The 18,795-nt window shown below is 64.3% G+C and carries 16 protein-coding genes; 7 read left to right on the plus strand and 9 right to left on the minus strand.

All coding sequences use genetic code 11. From position 1 onward, the window contains the following. Window positions 1-8: 8 nt before the first annotated feature. The 3 genes from ACK4OE_RS00565 to ACK4OE_RS00575 all read right to left on the minus strand — a co-directional run bounded on the left by ACK4OE_RS00565 (window position 9) and on the right by ACK4OE_RS00575 (window position 3,702). The gene (locus ACK4OE_RS00565; protein ID WP_409882326.1) at window positions 9-1,289 is read right to left on the minus strand and encodes an ATP-binding protein; all 1,281 of its coding nucleotides are present in this window, start codon (window positions 1,287-1,289) and stop codon (window positions 9-11) included. Between the two features lie 148 nt (window positions 1,290-1,437). Next, window positions 1,438-2,157, minus strand: a complete 720-nt coding sequence (locus ACK4OE_RS00570; protein ID WP_409882327.1) for a response regulator — start codon at window positions 2,155-2,157, stop codon at window positions 1,438-1,440. Between the two features lie 162 nt (window positions 2,158-2,319). Then, on the minus strand, window positions 2,320-3,702 hold the full coding sequence (locus ACK4OE_RS00575) for an AmpG family muropeptide MFS transporter (RefSeq protein ID WP_409882328.1): 1,383 nt from the start codon (window positions 3,700-3,702) through the stop codon (window positions 2,320-2,322). Window positions 3,703-3,832: 130 nt separating this feature from the next. Here ACK4OE_RS00575 and ACK4OE_RS00580 point away from each other — a divergent pair, with 130 nt between their 5' ends. Beyond that, a complete protein-coding gene (locus ACK4OE_RS00580; protein WP_409882329.1) occupies window positions 3,833-4,684 on the plus strand; it encodes a M48 family metallopeptidase in 852 nt (283 codons plus the stop codon). 142 nt (window positions 4,685-4,826) lie between these two features. Here ACK4OE_RS00580 and ACK4OE_RS00585 read toward each other — a convergent pair whose 3' ends face one another. Together ACK4OE_RS00585 and ACK4OE_RS00590 are read right to left on the minus strand one after the other, a co-directional pair. Continuing rightward, window positions 4,827-5,891: a GGDEF domain-containing protein gene (locus tag ACK4OE_RS00585; RefSeq protein ID WP_409882330.1), complete on the minus strand. Its 1,065-nt coding sequence runs from the start codon at window positions 5,889-5,891 to the stop codon at window positions 4,827-4,829. 288 nt (window positions 5,892-6,179) lie between these two features. Next, window positions 6,180-6,818 carry an MBL fold metallo-hydrolase gene (locus tag ACK4OE_RS00590; protein WP_409882331.1) on the minus strand — a complete coding sequence of 213 codons (639 nt, stop codon included), beginning with the start codon at window positions 6,816-6,818 and terminating at the stop codon, window positions 6,180-6,182. A 172-nt stretch (window positions 6,819-6,990) separates the two neighbouring features. Here ACK4OE_RS00590 and ACK4OE_RS00595 point away from each other — a divergent pair, with 172 nt between their 5' ends. Genes ACK4OE_RS00595 through ACK4OE_RS00610 form a run of 4 tightly spaced genes read left to right on the plus strand, consistent with a single transcriptional unit; the run spans window position 6,991 to window position 11,230 of the window. Beyond that, a complete protein-coding gene (locus ACK4OE_RS00595) occupies window positions 6,991-8,721 on the plus strand; it encodes a PAS domain-containing methyl-accepting chemotaxis protein (RefSeq protein ID WP_409882332.1) in 1,731 nt (576 codons plus the stop codon). Window positions 8,722-8,729: 8 nt separating this feature from the next. Continuing rightward, window positions 8,730-10,283: a chemotaxis protein CheW gene (locus ACK4OE_RS00600; protein WP_409882333.1), complete on the plus strand. Its 1,554-nt coding sequence runs from the start codon at window positions 8,730-8,732 to the stop codon at window positions 10,281-10,283. A 54-nt stretch (window positions 10,284-10,337) separates the two neighbouring features. After that, window positions 10,338-10,835: a GAF domain-containing protein gene (locus ACK4OE_RS00605; RefSeq protein WP_409882334.1), complete on the plus strand. Its 498-nt coding sequence runs from the start codon at window positions 10,338-10,340 to the stop codon at window positions 10,833-10,835. Next, window positions 10,832-11,230 (plus strand): response regulator, encoded by a 399-nt coding sequence (locus tag ACK4OE_RS00610; protein WP_409882335.1) that lies wholly within the window; start codon window positions 10,832-10,834, stop codon window positions 11,228-11,230. Before ACK4OE_RS00605 ends, ACK4OE_RS00610 begins: the two co-directional genes overlap by 4 nt. A gap of 228 nt (window positions 11,231-11,458) precedes the next feature. Here the strand turns inward: ACK4OE_RS00610 and ACK4OE_RS00615 are convergent, their stop codons facing one another. Both ACK4OE_RS00615 and ACK4OE_RS00620 read right to left on the minus strand, forming a co-directional pair. Then, on the minus strand, window positions 11,459-13,387 hold the full coding sequence (locus ACK4OE_RS00615; RefSeq protein WP_409882336.1) for a GspE/PulE family protein: 1,929 nt from the start codon (window positions 13,385-13,387) through the stop codon (window positions 11,459-11,461). An 18-nt stretch (window positions 13,388-13,405) separates the two neighbouring features. Next, the gene (locus ACK4OE_RS00620) at window positions 13,406-14,209 is read right to left on the minus strand and encodes an exodeoxyribonuclease III (RefSeq protein ID WP_409882337.1); all 804 of its coding nucleotides are present in this window, start codon (window positions 14,207-14,209) and stop codon (window positions 13,406-13,408) included. Window positions 14,210-14,219: 10 nt separating this feature from the next. On the opposite strand from ACK4OE_RS00620, the gene pyrE reads away from it, so the two are divergent. Both pyrE and ACK4OE_RS00630 read left to right on the plus strand, forming a co-directional pair. Beyond that, a complete protein-coding gene (gene pyrE / locus ACK4OE_RS00625; RefSeq protein ID WP_409882338.1) occupies window positions 14,220-14,918 on the plus strand; it encodes an orotate phosphoribosyltransferase in 699 nt (232 codons plus the stop codon). A 5-nt stretch (window positions 14,919-14,923) separates the two neighbouring features. Further along, window positions 14,924-15,634 (plus strand): DUF4124 domain-containing protein, encoded by a 711-nt coding sequence (locus ACK4OE_RS00630; RefSeq protein ID WP_409882339.1) that lies wholly within the window; start codon window positions 14,924-14,926, stop codon window positions 15,632-15,634. Window positions 15,635-15,734: 100 nt separating this feature from the next. On the opposite strand, the gene gatB is transcribed toward ACK4OE_RS00630, so the two are convergent. Further along, window positions 15,735-17,183, minus strand: a complete 1,449-nt coding sequence (gene gatB / locus ACK4OE_RS00635) for an Asp-tRNA(Asn)/Glu-tRNA(Gln) amidotransferase subunit GatB (RefSeq protein ID WP_409882340.1) — start codon at window positions 17,181-17,183, stop codon at window positions 15,735-15,737. Window positions 17,184-17,294: 111 nt separating this feature from the next. Next, window positions 17,295-18,791 carry an Asp-tRNA(Asn)/Glu-tRNA(Gln) amidotransferase subunit GatA gene (gatA, locus tag ACK4OE_RS00640; protein ID WP_409882341.1) on the minus strand — a complete coding sequence of 499 codons (1,497 nt, stop codon included), beginning with the start codon at window positions 18,789-18,791 and terminating at the stop codon, window positions 17,295-17,297. Window positions 18,792-18,795 lie beyond the last annotated feature (4 nt).

Genomic DNA, 18,795 nt, shown 5'->3' on the forward strand with positions numbered 1-18,795 from the left:
TCGACCGGTTAATGAATCGGGTGTGCTGCGGCTGCAGTCGCAGCAGGCGCTAGCGGCAAGGCCAGCACAAAACACGCACCGCTGGCGCCATCGGCCCGGTCCTGGCAGTGCACGGTGCCGTTGTGGCGCCCGGCAATCGACCGCACCAGCGCCAGCCCCAAGCCCACGCCGCCTGCGCGCTCGCTGGCGCCAGGCAGACGGTAAAACGGCTCGAAGATGCGTTCGCGGTGGGTGACCGGCACGCCCGGGCCGTGGTCGCACACGTGCACCTCGGCACGCCCGTGGCGGCGGTGCACCACCACGGTGATCTCGCCGGTGCTGTAGCGCCGCGCGTTCTCCAGCAGGTTGCGGATGGCCCGGCGCAGCAGCTTGGAGACGCCGCGCACCTCCACAGAATCAGGGCTGGAACTCACATCCAGATCGGCGTCTACGCGCGCACATTCTTCGGCGGCCAGACCAATCAGGTCCACCAGCTCCACGGTGCCTACGTCGGCCTCGCGTGCATCGAGGCGGCTGGCCAGGAGGATCTCGTCCACCAACTGGTCCAGCTCGGCGATGTTGCGCAGAATCTCCTCGCGGAACGCGGGGGAGGGCTGCTGCCCGCCCATCAGCTCCAGCCCCATGCGGATGCGGGTGAGCGGGGAACGCAGTTCGTGCGAGGCGTTGGCAAGCAGTGACTTGTGCGATTTGACGAGTGTTTCGACACGCTCGGCGGCCGCGTTGAATTGGCGCGCCAGGTCGGCCACCTCATCTTGCCCCTGAGCGGGCACACGCACCGATAGGTCGCCTTCGCCAAACTTCTGCACGCTGCGTTGCAGGGCCTCCAGGCGCAACGTGAGTCGGCGGATGATGGGATACACGCCCACTGCGACGGCCAGGCTCAAGATCCCGAGCAGCCACAGGAAACCGAAGGGTGGGCGCGTCCAGAACGCAGCATCGCTCTGGTTTCGGCCGCCGCGCTCGCCTCGTTCGCTGTCGGGGCGCGGCGGTCGCGGTGCCATCTGCATGATGAAGACCTTGCCGGTGTCCGACTGGATCTGAAACTGCATGCCTTCGCCGGGTTCGCCCGGCAGACGGGTCGACAGGCCGCGCAACACGAGGTTGCCGTCGGGGTCGCGCAGCACCATTTCTCGCGACGGCGGCACAAACGGCTGCGTGTTCTGCGCCTTTTGCTCCTCGGCCATGCGCCAGGCCCAGCCCACGGTGAGCGTGAGCACGGCCATGCCGCCGACAACGGCCAGCCAGATGCGCAGATAGAGACGGCGGGAAAACGGATTACTCAAAGACATTCAGCAGTTCCCCGCATCGATATGCAGCACCCACGTGCTTTGATACTGGCGCGGCCCAGGCCAGGGACGCCAAGCAAGGGCCGCCCCGCAGCGAGGGCGTCGTACCCCTGGGGGGAAGGCGCCGAAGGCGACTTAGGGGGGCATCCATTCAATCTTGCTGTTTGGCAAAGACATAACCCACACCGCGCACGGTGAGGATGCGGCGCGGGTTCTTCGCGTCGGCCTCAATGGCGGCGCGGATGCGGCCCATGTGCACGTCGATGGAGCGGTCAAACGCCTCTAGTTCGCGCCCGCGCACGGCTTCCATGATCTGGTCGCGGGTCAACACGCGGCCTGCGCGTTCGGCCAGCGCCACCAGCAAATCGAACTGGTAGGACGTCAGGTCGGCCAGCTCGCCCGCCACGGTCACGGTGCGTGCGTCGCGGTCGATCTCCAGCGTGCCAAAGCGCAGCGCCTGGGTGCTGGCTGTGCTGCCCCCGTCGGTGCGGCGGCGCAGGATGGCGCGGATGCGGGCCAGCAGTTCGCGGGGCTCAAAAGGCTTGGGCAGGTAGTCGTCGGCGCCCAGCTCCAGGCCGATGATGCGGTCCATCGGGTCGCCCTTGGCGGTGAGCATCAGCACCGGCACCTGGGCTGCGTTGCCTTGCAGCGACCGGATGCGGCGGCACACTTCGAGGCCGTCCATGTCCGGCAGCATCAGGTCCAGGATGATCAGGTCGGGCAACGGCCCGGACTCGGGCCCTTGCAGTTGCGCCAAGCCACTCTTGCCATCGGCACGGTGGGTGACTTGCAGGCCCGACTGGCCCAGGTACTCGCCCACCATCTCGGCCAGGCGGGCATCGTCTTCGATCATCAACAGTTGCGAGCTCATGGGGTCAGTGTAGTGCGGGGTGCCTGGATGGAAGCCCCATGGTCCCGCGTGGGCGTCTCCCCGTGTTGAAGCCTCCGTAAAGTTGCGGTAAACCGGCCAAGCGCCATCCAACGCCCGGCGGATTGCAATGCTTCCAAAGTGATAGCTACTAGCGCTTATGCATCAAGCGCCAGAGGTGTTTTTGACCCTTGAGGCCAGCCACACCAGCAGCAGCACGGGCACCCCCAGCATCGCCGTCGCGGTGAAGAAATGTGCATACCCGAACGCATCCACATAGTCGCCCGAGAAGCCCGCCACAAACTTGGGCAGCAGCAGCATCATCGAGCTGAACAGCGCGTACTGCGTGGCTGAATAGCTCACGTTGGTCAGGCTTGACAGGTAGGCGATGAACGCGGCCGACGCAATGCCGCTGGCCAGGTTGTCGGCCGACACCACGGCAATTAACGCGGTGACGTCATGCCCATGGCCCGCCAGCCAGGCGAACAGCAGGTTGCTGCCCGCGCTCAGTATGGCGCCCAGCATCAGGATGCGCATCACGCCAAAGCGCATCGACAGCACGCCGCCAACAAACGCGCCCGCCAGCGTCATGATCACGCCGTACACCTTGGTCACGGCGGCCACCTCGTCTTTGGTGAAGCCCATGTCCACGTAGAACGGGTTGGCCATGATGCCCATCACCACGTCGCTGATGCGGTAGACAGCGATCAGCGCCAGGATGAGCACTGCCTGCACGCCGTAGCGGCGCAGAAAGTCGGCAAACGGGTCCACCATCGCGCTTTTGATCCACTCGGCCGCGTTCCTGGCGGGGGGCAACTCCACGGGCGCGGGCTCGCGCGAGAAAAGCACGGTGACCACGCCCACCGCCATCGATGCGGCCATCACCATATAGGCCATCTGCCAGGCGCTGTTCTGGTACGCCGCAGCGCCCTGGGCAATGGCCTGGCCTACAGCGGGCGCCACCTCCGACCGCGCCGCTATCCACAACACCCCCGCACCGGCCCAGATCATCGCCAGGCGGTAACCCGTCTGGTACGACGCTGCCAGCGCCGCCTGGTGGTTGGCGTCGGCCGATTCGATGCGGAACGCATCGAGCGCAATGTCTTGTGTGGCCGAGCCAAAGGCCACCGCCAGCGCGCACCACACGATGGGCCCCAGCGTCTGGCGCGGGTCGGCCAGCGCCATGCCGATGAGCCCGCCCACGATGAGCGCCTGCGACAGCAGCAGCCAGCTGCGGCGGCGCCCCAGCGCGTGCGTGAGCAGCGGGATCGGCAGCCGGTCTACCAGCGGCGCCCACACCCACTTGAAGGCGTAGGCCAGGCCCACCCAGCTCAGGTAGCCAATGGTGCTGCGGTCAATGCCCGCCTCGCGCAGCCGAAAGCTCAGCGTGCCCAGCACCAGCAGCAGCGGCAGCCCGGCAGAGAACCCGAGCGTCAGCATGCGCAGGCTGGCGGGCTCCAGGTACACGCGCAGGGTTTGCAGCCAGGGCGTGCGGGGCGACTTTTCAGGGGTGGGGCTGGGAGCGGAAGAAGTGGAGGTTTCTGACATGGGCGAGCGGGGGTTTTGTCTATCATCGCCGACACACCCTTGTAGCCAGCCTGTCGGCCTCCACCTGCGCGGCAAGCGCTGGTGTGTTGTGTGCCAGCGCTGCTCATTATTCCTTCTGGGATCGCCTCGTATGTGTCTTTTCTGCCCCGCTCCTTCTGTTGCGCCATCGTCCCCCTGGTCCGCGCGCCGCGCATTCCTGCTGGCGGCGGGCGCCAGTGCCGCCGCGCCGGTGCTGGCGCAGGTCGATGTGGGCTCGGCGTCCAGCCTGCGCAAGCTGGTACCGGCCGAAACGCTGGAAAACTCTGCCGCCCAGCAGTACCAGCAGATGCTGCAGCAGGCCAAGGCCAAACGCGCGCTGGCGCCCGACAACCATCCGCAGCTGCAGCGCCTGCACGCCATCGCCAAGCGGCTGATTCCGTTTGCCGCGCCGTGGAACGACCGCGCCAAGCAGTGGCGCTGGGAGGTCAACCTCATCGGCAGTTCGCAGATCAATGCGTTCTGCATGCCCGGCGGCAAGATCGCGTTCTATACCGGCATCCTCGATCAGCTCAAGCTGACGGACGACGAGGCCGCGATGATCATGGGCCACGAAATGGCCCACGCCCTGCGCGAACATGCGAGAGAGCGCATCGCCAAAACGCAGGGCACCAACCTGGCACTGCGCCTGGGCTCGCAACTGCTGGGCCTTGGCGATCTGGGGCAGGCAGCGGCCGGGCTGGGCGGGCAGTTGCTCACGCTGCAGTTCAGCCGGTCGGACGAAAGCGATGCCGATCTGGTGGGGCTGGAGCTGGCGGCCCGCGCGGGCTACCAGCCGTCGGCCTCGGTGAGCCTGTGGCAGAAGATGGGCAACGCCAGCGGCAGCAAGCAGGGCGGGCTGGCGTTCTTGTCCACCCACCCCTCGGGCCCCGCGCGCATCAAAGAACTGCAGACCAATGTACCCAAGGTGCAGGGCCTCTACGAGGCTGCGCGGCGCAACGGTTAGTCGTGGACGGCGGGTGGCGGATGCGCGCCACCGCAAGGTTTTCAGGACTCTGAAAGCTCCTTTTTTAATAGCTGTTAGCGCCTGTTGGATAAGCGCTAGAGCCTAATTTCATTCAAATTTTTGCAGCCAGGCTGCCGTGGCGCTATGCCACGCTCACCCGGTTGCGGCCCGCGTTCTTGCTTTGATACAGCGCCTTGTCGGCACGCGCAATGGCGGCCTGCAGGTCGTCGGTGTTGTGCACCTGGGCCACGCCGAACGACATGGTCAGCGCGATGGGCGCCTGGCCCACGTCCAGCGGCGTTTGCTCGATGGCGGTGCGGATGCGTTCGGCGGTGGCGCGTGCATCGTCCAGTGGGCTGGCGGGCATCAGTGCCAGAAACTCCTCACCGCCCCAGCGCGCCAGCACATCGCCTTCGCGCAGGTTGGTGGCCAGCACTTTGGCCATGGCCACCAGTACCTCGTCACCCACGGCGTGGCCGTATTGGTCGTTGATCCGTTTGAACAGGTCTACATCACACAGCAGCAGGGTGACTGGCGCGCCGTCGCGCTGGCTGCGCGCCAGCGCGTTGGTGGCAAGGGCCTCGAAGTGGCTGCGGTTGGCCAGGCCGGTCAGCGCATCGAGCGTGGCCTGCTTGCGCAAGCGGGCCTCTGCGATCAGGATCGTGCGGCGGTAAAAGGCCGACAGCGCGGCCGACATGGCGAACACCAGACAGATGTGCACCCAGTTCACGATGTTGACGCTGCGGGCGGGCAGGGGGTCGAGCGGGCCCAGGTGGCTGCTCAGTGCATGCAGGCCCAGGTAGTACGCCAGCAGCGCCAGCACCATGGGCGCGGCATACCCGCGCGTATTGGCAATCACGATGGCAGGAATGAACATCAGCAGGTAGTAGTGAAACCCGCTGTCCCAGCCGATGAGCAGCGATCCCAATGCCGAATGCCCCACTACCTCCAGCCAGATCAGCACCAGCCCGGCCACGTTGTGGCGCTTTTGGATGAGCCGGTACGCGCTCAGATACACGCCGATGCTGACCACGTTGACGGCCGCCAGCGGCAGCGAGCCCAGACACAGAAACAGCACGATGTAGCCGACATCGATGACTGCAGCCGTCAATGCCACCCGCTGCACCATGGCCCAGTAGGCCTTGCCCGCCAGGCTGGAGCCACGCTGCGGTGCTAGGGGTGGGCGTGGCTTGAAGGTGGGATTCATGACGCAAAAGCGGGCGGGTAAAGAAAGCCTGTGCAGTGCGCGCACAGACTGCTTACAAAAAGATACATCGTAAGCATGCTTTCCATCAGCGGTCCGCCGAACTGGCCGCTTTTGCGGTCCCTGTCCGCCCGGTTGCTGGCGGCTTGATGGCGTTCGGCCAGCCGTCGTCAGCGGGAAAATTTGGTCAAATTGGCTGCCAGCGCTTGTGTATAAAGCGCTGGCAGCTATCAAAATAATTCCAACGCAACGCCGTGCCCTTCGGGCGTTACCGGCGTTGCGGGCAACGTCTCAGGTCCCGCCCACATAGGGATTGCTCTGGCGCTCGCGCCCGAACGTGCTCTCAGGCCCGTGCCCGGGGATGAAAACGGTCTGGTTACCCATGGGCCACAGGCGCTGGGTGATGCTGTCGATGAGCTGCTGGTGATTGCCCTGCGGGAAATCCGTGCGGCCCATGCTGCCGGCAAACAGTACATCGCCCACAAACGCCCGGTCGATCTGCGGCGCGTGGAACACCACATGGCCAGGCGTATGGCCGGGGCAGTGGCGCACGTTCAGCGTCTCGTTGCCGATCTGCACCGTGTCGCCATCGTGCAGCCAGCGCGTGGGCGTGAAATGCTGCGCGGGCGGAAACCCAAACATCGCGCTTTGCTGCGGCAGTCCGTCAATCCAGAACTGGTCACCCGGGTGCGGGCCCACGATGGGCAGCGACAGCCGCTCTGCCAGCTCGCCCGTGCCGCCCGCATGGTCGATGTGGGCGTGGGTGAGCCAGATCTGTTCGAGCGTGAGATTAAGACGTTTGATTTCAGCGAGCAGCACATCCAGGTCGCCGCCCGGGTCGATCACGGCGGCTTTGTGGGTGGCGTCGCACCAGACGAGTGAGCAGTTCTGCTGGAAGGCTGTAACGGGGACGGTGAGGTACTGGAGCATGGAGTTAGTCGTGCCAGAAATGCAAAATTAAGCCATACTCGCTGCCCCGTTTCATCTGGCTGCAAATGCAGTCGAAAACATGAAATGCGCGCCGACCTCCGGGGCGTCTTTTCCTGAACGCTTGACCAGTTCGACTGGCAGCCAGCGCTTGCCTTCACACCGACACTTCACCATGAACACTCCCATCGGAACCCTCCCGTCCGCCCCCCAGGACGCTGCGCGCACCGGGGCGCTGCTGGCTGCGCTGGAGCATGTGCAAGCCGTGATCGAATTCGACCTTGAAGGCCGGGTACTGCGCGCCAACAGCTTGTTTCTGGACCTCATGGGCTACAGCGCCAGCGAGGTCTTGGGTCAGCATCACCGCATGTTTTGTCCGCCCGAAGTAACGGCCAGTGAGGCGTATCGGGCGTTGTGGGACGGGTTGCGCGCCGGGCAAGTGCGCGAGGACGTGTTTTTGCGGGTCAATAAGGCTGGCCAGCCGGTCTGGCTGCAGGCCTCTTACAACCCTGTGCGGGACGCCGACGGCCGTACGGTGGGGGTGGTCAAGCTGGCCACGGACATCACCGGGCAGCGGGTTCAGCAGGCAGATTTTGAGGGCAAGATCGCTGCGATCCACCGCGTGCAGGCGGTCATCGAGTTCGACTTGGCGGGACATATTTTGGCTGCCAATGCGAACTTTTTGAACACGTTTGGCTATGCGCTGGACGAGGTGGTGGGCCAGCACCATCGCAAGTTCTGCCAGCCCGAGTTTGCGGCTTCGGCCGAGTATGCAGACCTGTGGTCAAGGCTGGGGCGCGGTGAGTTCTTCTCAGGGCGTTTTCGCCGCTTGTCCAGGGACGGCAGGGCGATTTGGCTGCAGGCCTCGTACAACCCCATCTTGGACGTGACCGGCAAACCGTACAAGGTGGTGAAGTTCGCCGTAGACATAACCAACGAAATGATCACGGCCGCCGAGACCAAGGGCAAGATCGATGCGATCAACCTGTCGCAAGCGGTCATAGAGTTCGACATGGAAGGCAACGTGCTGGTGGCCAATCCGAATTTTCTGCGCACTATGGGCTACACCCAGGCAGAACTTCGGGGCAAGCACCACAGCATGTTCTGCGAGCCGGGGCTGGTGCAAAGCCAAGAGTACCGCGACTTCTGGGCCGACCTGTGCGAGGGCAAGTTCCAGAGCGCACGCTACCGCCGCAACGGCAAGCACGGTGCCGAGGTGTGGATTCAGGCCACCTACAACCCCATCCTCGATGTGGACGGCAAGCCGTACAAGGTGGTCAAGTACGCGATTGACATCACTGCGCAGGTGCAGCGCGAACGTGCGGTCGCACGAAAGGTTCAGGACATCACCACCGTGCTGCACGCCATGAGCGATTCGATCAAGCGGCTGGCGCGCAGCGCAGGCCGCTCCACCGAACTGGCCGAGCAGACACAGCGCGAGGCGGGCGAGGGCAGCCAGTTGGTGCGCCGCTCGCGTGACGCGATCATCGCCATCGAGAGGTCGTCCTCCGACATCCACGAAATCGTGGACACCATCAGCGAGATCTCCAGCCAGACGCACCTGCTGGCGTTCAATGCGGCCATCGAGGCGGCGCGTGCGGGCGAGCAAGGTGTGGGCTTCTCGGTGGTGGCAGATGAGGTGCGCAAGCTGGCAGAAAAGTCGTCGCTGGCAGCACGCGAGATTGCCAAACTGATCAATCAGACGGTAAGTCGAGTCTCTGAAGGCGGCCGCTTGTCGGAAGAGGTGGAGGCGGCGTTTGCGCGCATTCTGGGAGCGGTAGAAAACACCACACGCTCCATCAGCGAAATCCGCACGGCCACGGAAGAGCAGGAGCACTCCACACAGGATGTGGCGCGGCTGCTGGAAGACCTGCAGGGCAGCGGCAGCGCGCGCAAAGTGGGTTGAGCCGGGTGATGGAAGGCTTCACTCAGCCCCCGCCCGCCGCACCCCACAGCGCGGGCAACCAGGCGCACACGAACATGAACATGAACGCACGTGCGCACGCACACGCAAATGTGTACGTCCATGTACGGGTTGGGCGCTGTGACATCGCCATCCCGGTGGACCAAGTGCGGCAAGCCTTGCCCCTGCCGCCGCAAGGCCTGACGGCGCTGCCTCGCCACAGCGGAGGACTGCTGGGGTTGGCAGAGTTTGCGGGTGCGGCCGTGCCTGTCGTTGCACTGGAACGCTGGGTGCCTCTGGATACGCCACAGGGAGACGGCGTTGACACGTTGCCGCGACTGCTGGTGATGCAGCATGCCAGTGGACTGGTGGGCATGCGGGTAGACGCCGTGCTTGGGGTGAAGGCCTTGGCAGCGGGCGATATCAGGAAGATCCTGCACCAGCCGGACGACAACGAGCTGTTTGAATCGGTGGTGCCTGCTTCCGACTCTGCGCCGGTGTTGTGCATCCTGGAAGTGGCGCGCCTTATGCGACTGAGCCAAGCCTGGTGCGAACAAGCACAAGTAGATTTGCCTGCCCCGCCTGCCCCGCCTGCCCCGCCTGCCCCGCCTGCCCCGCCTGCCCCTGCTGCATGGGGTGCGCCGCAAGAGGCGTCTCGAACGCAGGGCTGCACCCCGCAACGGTACGCCGTGTTGCGGATTGGCGTGGAGCAGTGGGCGGTGACCGTGAACGCGGTGGAGCGTGTGGTGCCTGTGCCTGCCGCAGAACTGGCACTCGGGCCGCGCGACCGCAGCTGGGCGATTGGCCAGTGGCAAGGGCGCAAGCTGCCATTGGTTGACATCAGCGAAGGGCGGCAGGCCAGTGATCGCCAGGCGGCGCCCTGTATGGTGCTGCTAAGCCATGGGCCGCTACTGCTTGGCCTGACGGTGTCGGAGTGTCAGCAGTTTGTCGACCTCTCGCAGCAGGCGATGGCCCTCCTTCCCGGCAACTCTGTGTCTGCCGGTGTGACCCTGTTGCCAGACGGCAGCAGGCTGCAGGTGCTGGATGTCGCCAAGTTGTTTGAAGTGACGCCCGAGGCGTCGGTCAGTCGGTGGGCGTCAGCGTCGCCAGGAGCCCCAGGCAGCGCAGCGCTGGCGGATGCCACCGAGCCATCGCCCTACTTGGTGTTCGATGCGGATCAGCGTTACGCATCGCCTGTGCAAGGGGTTTTGGGGGTTGTAGAGCTGTCTGCCGCGTGTCGCGAGGACCTGCGATCCGGTCGACCGGGGTTGTTGCCGTGGCGCGGGCAAACCCTGCGCCTGGTCAACCTGCCTGCCATTGCAAAGTCCGTGGCGCATGCTGACCCCCTGCTGGCGGTGGTGGTGCAGGCGCCTGAGGGCATGATGGCGCCCATCGGCATTGCCATCCGCAGCCTGACGGACTGGCTCCCGGCCCACAGCGCGCGGCGAACCGGCATACGCATGGGCGCCATGGGGGAGCTGGGGCTCATCAACGCGAAAGGCGCTGTGGACCACGCCAACCTTGTGCTGGTCGATCTGTCCGAGATGGCGCATCTGCTGGGATGAACCCAAAGCGTCGATTGGCCTCGTTTTGCTACCCGAATTACTTCTGGAGTCCCCATGACACCCGCACCCATGCCAGTCGATGAGGCGGATCGCCTGAATGCCCTGCGTGACCTTTTGCTGTTGGACACGCCTCCCGAAGAGCGCTACGACAGGCTTGCCCGCTTTGCGGCCGAGCAGCTGGGTATGCCCATTGCCCTGCTGACCTTGGTGGATGGGCAACGCCAGTGGTTCAAGTCCCGCGTGGGCTTGGAGGCGACCCAAACCCCTCGAGACGTGTCTTTTTGCGGGCACGCGATCATGAAGAGTGAAGTGTTCATCGTCGAAGATGCCAGCAGTGACCCCCGGTTTTTTGACAATCCCTTGGTGACGGGCGACCCTCACATCCGGTTTTATGCGGGCGCCCCGCTCAGTGCTCCCAGCGGGCACCATATTGGCACGCTGTGTGTGATCGACACGGTGGCCCGCACACTGGGCCCGGTAGAGCTGTCCATTTTGGATGCGCTGCGGCGCCTGACGAATGAGACGCTGGCCGGTAAAGAGGCCGAAGAATGACTGTGCAGCTGCCCCGTCTTTTGTTGATCGAGCCGCAGTTTGTATTGCGGCGCACCATGGTCATGGTTGCGCGTGACCTCGGTATTGTTGATTTTCATGAGTCCAGCAGCGTCGGCCGTGCCCGAGCCCTGCTGGCGGGCGATTCGTTTGACGGGCTTGTGCTGGATCTTCAAGAGGGACTGGTGGCGATGGAGCTGCTCAAAGATCTGCGGCAAGGCAAGTTCGCCACGGCGCAGGATGCGCGGGTCTACGTGTTGGCAGCCGCCACCGAAGCCCTGGATGAGCGTGGTCTGGAGTCGTTGGGCGTTGTCCGTGTGCTGCGAAAGCCTGTGCGCATCAGCGACTTGCTCGACGCCATCGTGGGCGAGCCCGAAAAGAGCACGGCCTTGTCTTGATCGACCCGCCGCCAGCTGCGCGGCGTTCGTAGAGTTGTTGGGTTAGGTTGCTGAACGACTCAGCCCACCGGCATGGGCAAGCGCAATGGTCGTAGCAGGGCGAGACCAAGGTCGTGGCAACGTATGCAACTCACATTTTGATAGCTGCTAGCGATTTCTGGATAAGCGCTAGAGCCTATTTTTGCCATATTTTTCCGACGCCTTTCGGTCAGTGCGAAGGCGCTGGCATCACAGATTGGTTGCCGCCACCACTTCCGACATGTCGGTCAGCCCCTGCAGCACCTTGTCGATACCGTCCTGCCTCAGGGTGAGCATGCCTGCGGCCAGCGCCGAGTGGCGGATGTCCGATGCCGGAGCGCGGTGGCGAATGTGCTGGCGGATGGCGTCGTCGGTCAGCATCAGTTCGTGAATGCCCAGGCGGCCTCGGTAGCCGTGGCCCTCGCATTGCGGGCAGCCCACCGGGCGCCACAGGCGCAGCTGGCCCTGGCTGTCACCATGCTGCTGGCGCCAGCGCTCGATCTGCGCGGCGCGGGCCTCGGCGGTGTTGTTGGTGCCACTGTCCAGGTACTGCGATGCGAGGCTGGTCAGCATGTCCCGGTCGGCCACGTGCGGTTCGCGGCACGCCGTGCACAGGCGGCGCACCAGGCGCTGCGCCAGGATGGCCAGCAGCGAATCCGAAAAGTTGAACGGGTCCAGGCCAATCTCCAGCAGCCGCGCAATGCTTTCGGGGGCCGAGTTGGTGTGCAGGGTGGACAGCACCAGGTGGCCGGTCAGCGATGCCTCGATGGCGATGCGCGCGGTTTCCTCGTCGCGCATTTCACCGATCATGATCACGTCCGGATCGGCCCGCAAAAAGGTGCGCATGGCGGCGGCAAAGGTCCAGCCGATGCGCGGGTTGACCTGCACCTGGCGCAGGCCGCTCTGGGTGATTTCGATGGGGTCTTCGGCCGTCCATATCTTGCGGCCTGCGGTGTTGATGTCGCGCACCACCGAGTGCAAGGTGGTGGTCTTGCCGCAGCCGGTGGGGCCACACACCAGCACCAGCCCATAGCTTTTTCGCACCACGGCACGCATGGCAATCAGGTTGGGTTCGCTCAGGCCAATGTTCTCCAGCGGCAAAGGCTTGGCGCCCGCCAGCAGGCGCAGCACCACGTCTTCTAGGCCGCGCGAGGTGGGCACGGTGACCACCCGTAGCTCCACCGGCGGGCCGCCAAAGCGGGCAAAGTCGATCTTGCCGTCCTGGGGTTTGCGGTGCTCGGAAATGTCCATCGCCGCCATGATCTTGATGCGCGCCACCATCGCAAACCGGTAGCGCGCAGGCAGCTCCAGGTACGGGGTGAGGTCGCCGTCAATGCGCAAGCGGATGCGTACGTTTTGCGGAGCGGGCTCGGTTTCGATGTGGATGTCAGAGGCGCGGTGGTTGATGGCCTCGTCAATCACCGAGTTGATGAGCCGCACGAGCGTGTTGTCCGACTCGCTGATCACGTCGGCCTGCTCCGCGGCGGTGTCGGGTGCGGCGCTGGTCAGGTTGGTGGCCAGCTCTTGCGACGTGGCACGCGCGGCGGGTGCCGAGGGGGGCGAGGTCTTGTGGCTTTGCGCGTCCGCAGGGTGCGTGCGGTAGGCCTGGTCAATGGCGGGCATCAGCGTGCCCGGCGCCGCCTGCAGGGGGATCAACCGCCTTTGCGTGAGAAAGCGCAGCTCGTCCAGCAGCACACGGTCCAGCGGGTCGGCCATCAGCAGCACCAGTGCGTCATCGCGCGCCATCAGCGGCAGTACCGACTCGCGCTCGGCCACCGAACGGGGAATCAGCGCCAGCGCCGCCGTGTCGGGCGTGATGTCGCCCGGGTGCACCGTGTAGTCGCCCAGCCAGGCGGCAATGACCTGGCGTAGTTGCTCCTGGGTGAGTTCACCCCGGTCCACCAGGATCTGGCCGATGAGGCGATGCTGGCCGTTGCCCCGCTCAACCTGTTGGGTCTTCAGGCCTTCGTTCAGAGCGGGGGGCGATAGCAGACCGGCATGCACCAGTGCCTCGCCCAGGTGCCGCGCTTTGCCCACGGTGGGGTGGGGGCTGGAGAGCTGCTTCCACAACGCGTCTGCGTTGGAGGGCCGAAAACTGTGGGTGGGGGGGGGCGAGGCGTAAGCGGCGGCGTCGGTCATCGGTTCAGTGCGGTGTTGTCACAGGGTCAGGTCGTACTCCACCGTGATGGGTGCGTGGTCGGAGAACTTCTCGCCCTTGTAGATGGATTCGGTGCGTGCCAGCGCCGCGAGCGCAGGGGTGGCCAGGTGGTAGTCCAGCCGCCAACCCACGTTGTTGGCATACGCCTGACCGCGATTGCTCCACCACGTGTAGGCGGTGTCGGTGGCGGTAGGTTGTAACTGACGGTAAACGTCTATAATGCCGCCGCCTTCATCAGTTGTGTGCAACAACTTTGTCATCCAGGCCCGCTCTTCGGGCAAAAAGCCACTGTTTTTCTGGTTGCTGCGCCAGTTTTTGAGGTCGATTTGATGGTGCGCAATGTTGATGTCGCCGCACAGAATGAAGTCGCGCTCGCTCTTGACTTTCATGAGGTGGGGGTGCATCTCGGCCAGGAACCGGAACTTGGCCTGCTGGCGTTCTTCGCCCGATGAACCGCTCGGAAAGTACGCGCTGATGATCGACAGCTTGCGCTCGGGCGTGTCAAAGCGCAGCTCCACATAGCGGCCCTCTGTATCAAACTCGGCCGAGCCATAGCCCACGACTACATCGGAGGGCTCGTGTCGGGTGTAAATGCCCACGCCGGAGTAGCCCTTTTTCTGCGCAAAGTGGAAGTGGCCTTGCAGGCCCGCCATCCGCTCGAACCGGTTGGCGATGTCGGCCGCCTGGGCCTTCACTTCCTGCACGCAAATACAATCCGGCCGCGTGGCTGCCATCCAGCTTTCCACGCCTTTGCTGGTGGCCGACCGGATGCCATTGAGATTGAGGCTGGTTAACTTGAACAAGGAATTCCCCATGGTGGATGTTGGCGCGCAAACCTCTGAACAGGGCCAGCTGGCGCAGGATTTTGTACGTTTTGCCGTCGAGTCCGGCGTGCTGCGGTTTGGTGAATTCAAGACCAAGGCCGGGCGCCTGAGCCCGTATTTCTTCAACGCCGGCCTGTTCGACGACGGCAGCAAGATGGGACGGCTCGCGGAATTCTATGCAAAAGCCCTGCTGGCCAGCGGCATCGAATTCGACATGGTCTTTGGCCCTGCTTACAAGGGCATCCCCCTGGCCGCCACCGTTGCGGTAGAGCTGGCGCGCCTGGGCCGCAACGTGCCCTTTGCCTACAACCGCAAGGAGGCCAAGGACCACGGGGAGGGTGGAACGCTGGTGGGCGCGCCTCTAAAAGGACGTGTACTCATCATCGACGACGTGATGTCCGCAGGCACTGCTGCGCGCGAGTCCATTGCGATCATCCGTGCGGCGGGCGCCACCCCCCACGCGGTTGCAATTGCGCTGGACCGCCAGGAGAAAGCCACAGAGAATGGCCAGGACGTAGACCACAGCGCCGTGCAGTACGTGCGCGGGCAACTGGGCATGCAGGTGTGCGCCATTGCACGGCTGGCAGACTTATTGCTGTATCTCTCTCAAAACGGGGGGGATGGGATGCGTTCCCACCATGAAAAAGTGCTGGCCTATCGCCAGCGGTACGGAGTCAACGAAGGGTAGAGGACTTGAGCACATCGGCGTGGATCATGGGCGGGGTTTTGTTGGCCACCCTGGGTGCCGAAGGAGCGTTGGCGCAAGCCCCGCAGGGCGCTGTAGGAGGCATCTACACCTGCATCGACAAGCACGGCCGTCGGCTGACGGCCGACCGCCCCATCCCGGAATGCCTGGACCGGGAGCAGCGTGAGCTGAGCCCGTCCGGCATCACACGCCGCCAGATCGGCCCTTCGCTCACCGAGCTGGAGCGCGCCGCCCAGGAAGCCCAGCGCCGCAAGGAGGCCGAAGAACGTTCCCGGGTGGTCGAAGAGCGCCGCCGCGAGCGGGTGCTGGTCGCGCGATACCCCGACAAAGCCACCCACGACGTGGAACGCGCAGCCGCCATCCAGCTGGTGGACGATGTCACGTCCACCGCAGAAAAGCGCATTGCTGAACTGAAGGCGGAACGCAAGAAGTTCAATGTGGAGATGGAGTTCTACAAAAAGGACCCCAACAAGGCGCCCATGACTCTGCGCCGCATGATTGCTGAAAACGACGACAGCATGGCCGAGCAGCAGCGCTTCATCGCCGGGCAAGACCAGGAAAAGCGCCGCGTGCATGCGCGGTTTGACACCGAGCTGGCCCAGCTGCGCAAGCTGTGGGATGCACAAAAGGTGCCCGCCGTGGCATCGGGAACGCCCGCCAGCGAAACACCAGCAGCCCCGGCGGCAGCTTCGCGCTAGATTTCGCCGTACGCGCTACACACAAACACAAAAAAAGGGGCCGCGAGGCCCCTTCGTCTTTGAGTTTTGCGGCTTAGCCAGCAGCCCGCCACGGTTGCGGTCAGGCCGCCAGCTTGGCGCGCAACACATCATTCACCTGCTGCGGGTTTGCCTTGCCCTTGCTGGCCTTCATGATCTGGCCGACCAGTGCATTAAACGCCTTGTCCTTGCCTGCGCGGAACTGTGCCACGTTGTCGGCGTTGGCGGCAATCACCTCGTCAATGATCTGCTCCAGCGCGCCGGAGTCGTTCATCTGTTTGAGGCCCTTGGATTCGATGACCGCATCCACGTCCGCCGACTCGCCCGCCCACAGGGCATCAAACACCTGCTTGGCGGCATTGTTGGAGATCGTTCCATCAGCGATTCGGCCAATCAGCGTGGCCAGTTGTGCCGACGTGACCGGGGTTTGCTCAATGCCGATTTCCCCCATGTTCAAGCGGCGTGACACCTCGCCCATGATCCAGTTGCTGGCCAGCTTGGCCTGACCGCAGGCCTTGGCCACCGCTTCGAAGTAGGCTGCCATCGCCTTGCTTTGGGTCAGCGTTGTGGCGTCGTAATCGGGCAGGCCATAGTTCGCCACAAAACGTGCGGCCATGGTGCGGGGCAGTTCGGCCATCAGCGCACGTTCTTGCTGAACCCAGCTGTCCGAAATGTGCAGCGGCGGCAGGTCTGGATCGGGGAAATAGCGGTAGTCCGCTGCGTCTTCCTTGGTCCGCATCGCGCGTGTTTCGCCCGTGTCCGGGTCGAACAGCACCGTGGCCTGCTGGATCGCGTGGCCGTCTTCAATCTGCTCGATCTGCCAGCGGATCTCGTAGTCAATGGCCTGCTGCATGAACTTGAAGCTGTTCAGGTTCTTGATCTCGCGGCGCGTACCCAGTTCGGCGCCGGGCTTGCGCACCGACACGTTGGCGTCGCAGCGGAAGCTGCCTTCCTGCATGTTGCCGTCGCAGATGCCGATCCAGGTCACGATCTTGTGTAGTTCTTTGGCGTACGCCACCGCCTCTTCGGACGAACGCATGTCGGGCTCGGTCACGATCTCCAGCAATGGGGTTCCGGCGCGATTCAGGTCGATGCCAGACTGGCCGATGAAATCCTCGTGCAGCGATTTGCCCGCGTCCTCTTCCAAGTGGGCGCGCACCAGTTTCACGGTCTTCTTCTGGTCGCCCAGAAAGAACTCCACCTCGCCGCCCTGCACCACCGGGATCTCGAACTGGCTGATCTGGTAGCCCTTGGGCAGGTCAGGGTAGAAGTAATTTTTGCGCGCAAAAATGCTCACGGGTGCGATGTGCGAGCCCAGAGCCAGCCCCAGCCGAATGGCGCAGGCGACGGCCTCGCGGTTCATCACGGGCAGGGTGCCGGGCAAAGCCAGGTCCACGGCGCAGGCCTGCGTGTTGGGCTCCGCGCCGAAGGCCGTGCTGGCGCGGCTGAAAATTTTGCTCTGGGTGGCGAGCTGGGTGTGTGTCTCAAAGCCGATGACGACTTCGTAACCCTGAATCAGTTTCACAGACATGGGTTCTGTCCTTGGCTATCAAAAGAGGAGCTGGTAGCGCTTTATTTATAAAGACTTCAACATCTTCTGATGCTGAAGTCTTTTAACAATGAGCGCTATCAGCTATGAATTTCAGAGCGGACTGCGCAGATGGAAGTCAGTGGCTTGCTGCAGGCGGTGGGCTGCATTCAGAAGGCGGGCTTCTTCAAAGTAGTTGCCAATCAGTTGCAGGCCGACTGGCATGTCACCTTCGCCAAAACCTGCGGGCACGCTCATGCCGGGCAGGCCCGCCAGCGAGCCGGGCAAGGTGAAGATGTCGGCCAGGTAGTCGGCCAGCGGGTCGTTGCCGTGCTCGCCCAGCTTCCAGGCCACGGTGGGGGCCACGGGGCCCGCAATCACGTCGCAGTCTTTGAATGCGTTCTGGAAGTCGTCCGCAATCATGCGGCGAATCTTCTGCGCCTGCAGGTAGTAGGCGTCGTAGTAGCCATGGCTCAGCACATAGGCGCCGATCATGATGCGGCGCTTGACCTCGTCGCCAAAACCTTCGGCGCGGGTCTTTTTGTACATGTCTACCAGGTCGGTGTAGTCCTTGGCGCGGTGGCCGAACTTCACGCCGTCAAAACGGCTCAGGTTGGACGATGCCTCGGCCGGGGCAATGATGTAGTAGACCGGGATGGACAGCTCGGTGCGCGGCAGGCTGATGGGCACGAGCTTGGCACCGAGCTTTTCGTATTCCTTCAGGGCGCCATCTACGGCGGCACGCACATCGGGCGCAAGGCCCTCGCCAAAGAACTCTGCAGGGATGCCGATGCGCAGGCCGTCAATGCTGTCGTTCAGCTTGGCGCTGAAGTTCTCGGCCGGCACATCCAGCGACGTGGAATCGCGGTCCGGGTCCGGGCCACACATCGCCGACAGCAGCAGGGCGCAATCCTCGGCACTGCGGGCCATGGGGCCCGCCTGGTCGAGGCTGGAGGCAAACGCGATCATTCCGTAGCGGCTGGCGCGGCCGTAGGTGGGCTTGATGCCAGTGATGCCGCAAAACGACGCTGGCTGGCGGATGGAGCCGCCGGTGTCGGTGCCGGTGACAGCCGGGGCCAGGCGTGCGGCCACGGCCACCGCGCTGCCGCCCGACGAGCCGCCGGGGATGCGGGTGGTGTCCCAGGGGTTGCGCACCGGGGCGGGGGCGTCAAAGCCCACGGGCGCCACGGCGGAGTTTTCGTTGGCGGAGCCCATGGCGAACTCATCGCAGTTGAGCTTGCCCAGCGTCACTGCGCCCGCGTCGGCGAGCTTGGTGACCACGGTAGCGTCAAACGGCGATTGGTAGCCCGCCAACATCTTCGAGCCCGCAGTGCTGGGGAAGTCGCGCGTGACGAAGATGTCCTTGTGTGCAATCGGCACGCCTTCCAGTGCGCCCGCCGTGCCCGCGGCCAGGCGCGCGTCAGCGGCCTTCGCTTGCGCCAGGGTGGCGCCTTCATTCAGGGCCACGTAGGCGCCCAGGTTCTGGTGCGTGTTGGCGCGGGCAAGAAAGTGCTGGGCGGCTTCAACAGCAGAAAATTGCTTGGCGCGCAGGCCAGCGGCCAGTTCGGCAACGCCCAGGTCGTGCAGGGCTTTGGGGGTGGTGGTGCTCATGCGG

This window comes from Acidovorax sp., from assembly GCF_046314175.1.
Classification (GTDB): Bacteria; Pseudomonadota; Gammaproteobacteria; order Burkholderiales; family Burkholderiaceae_C; genus Acidovorax.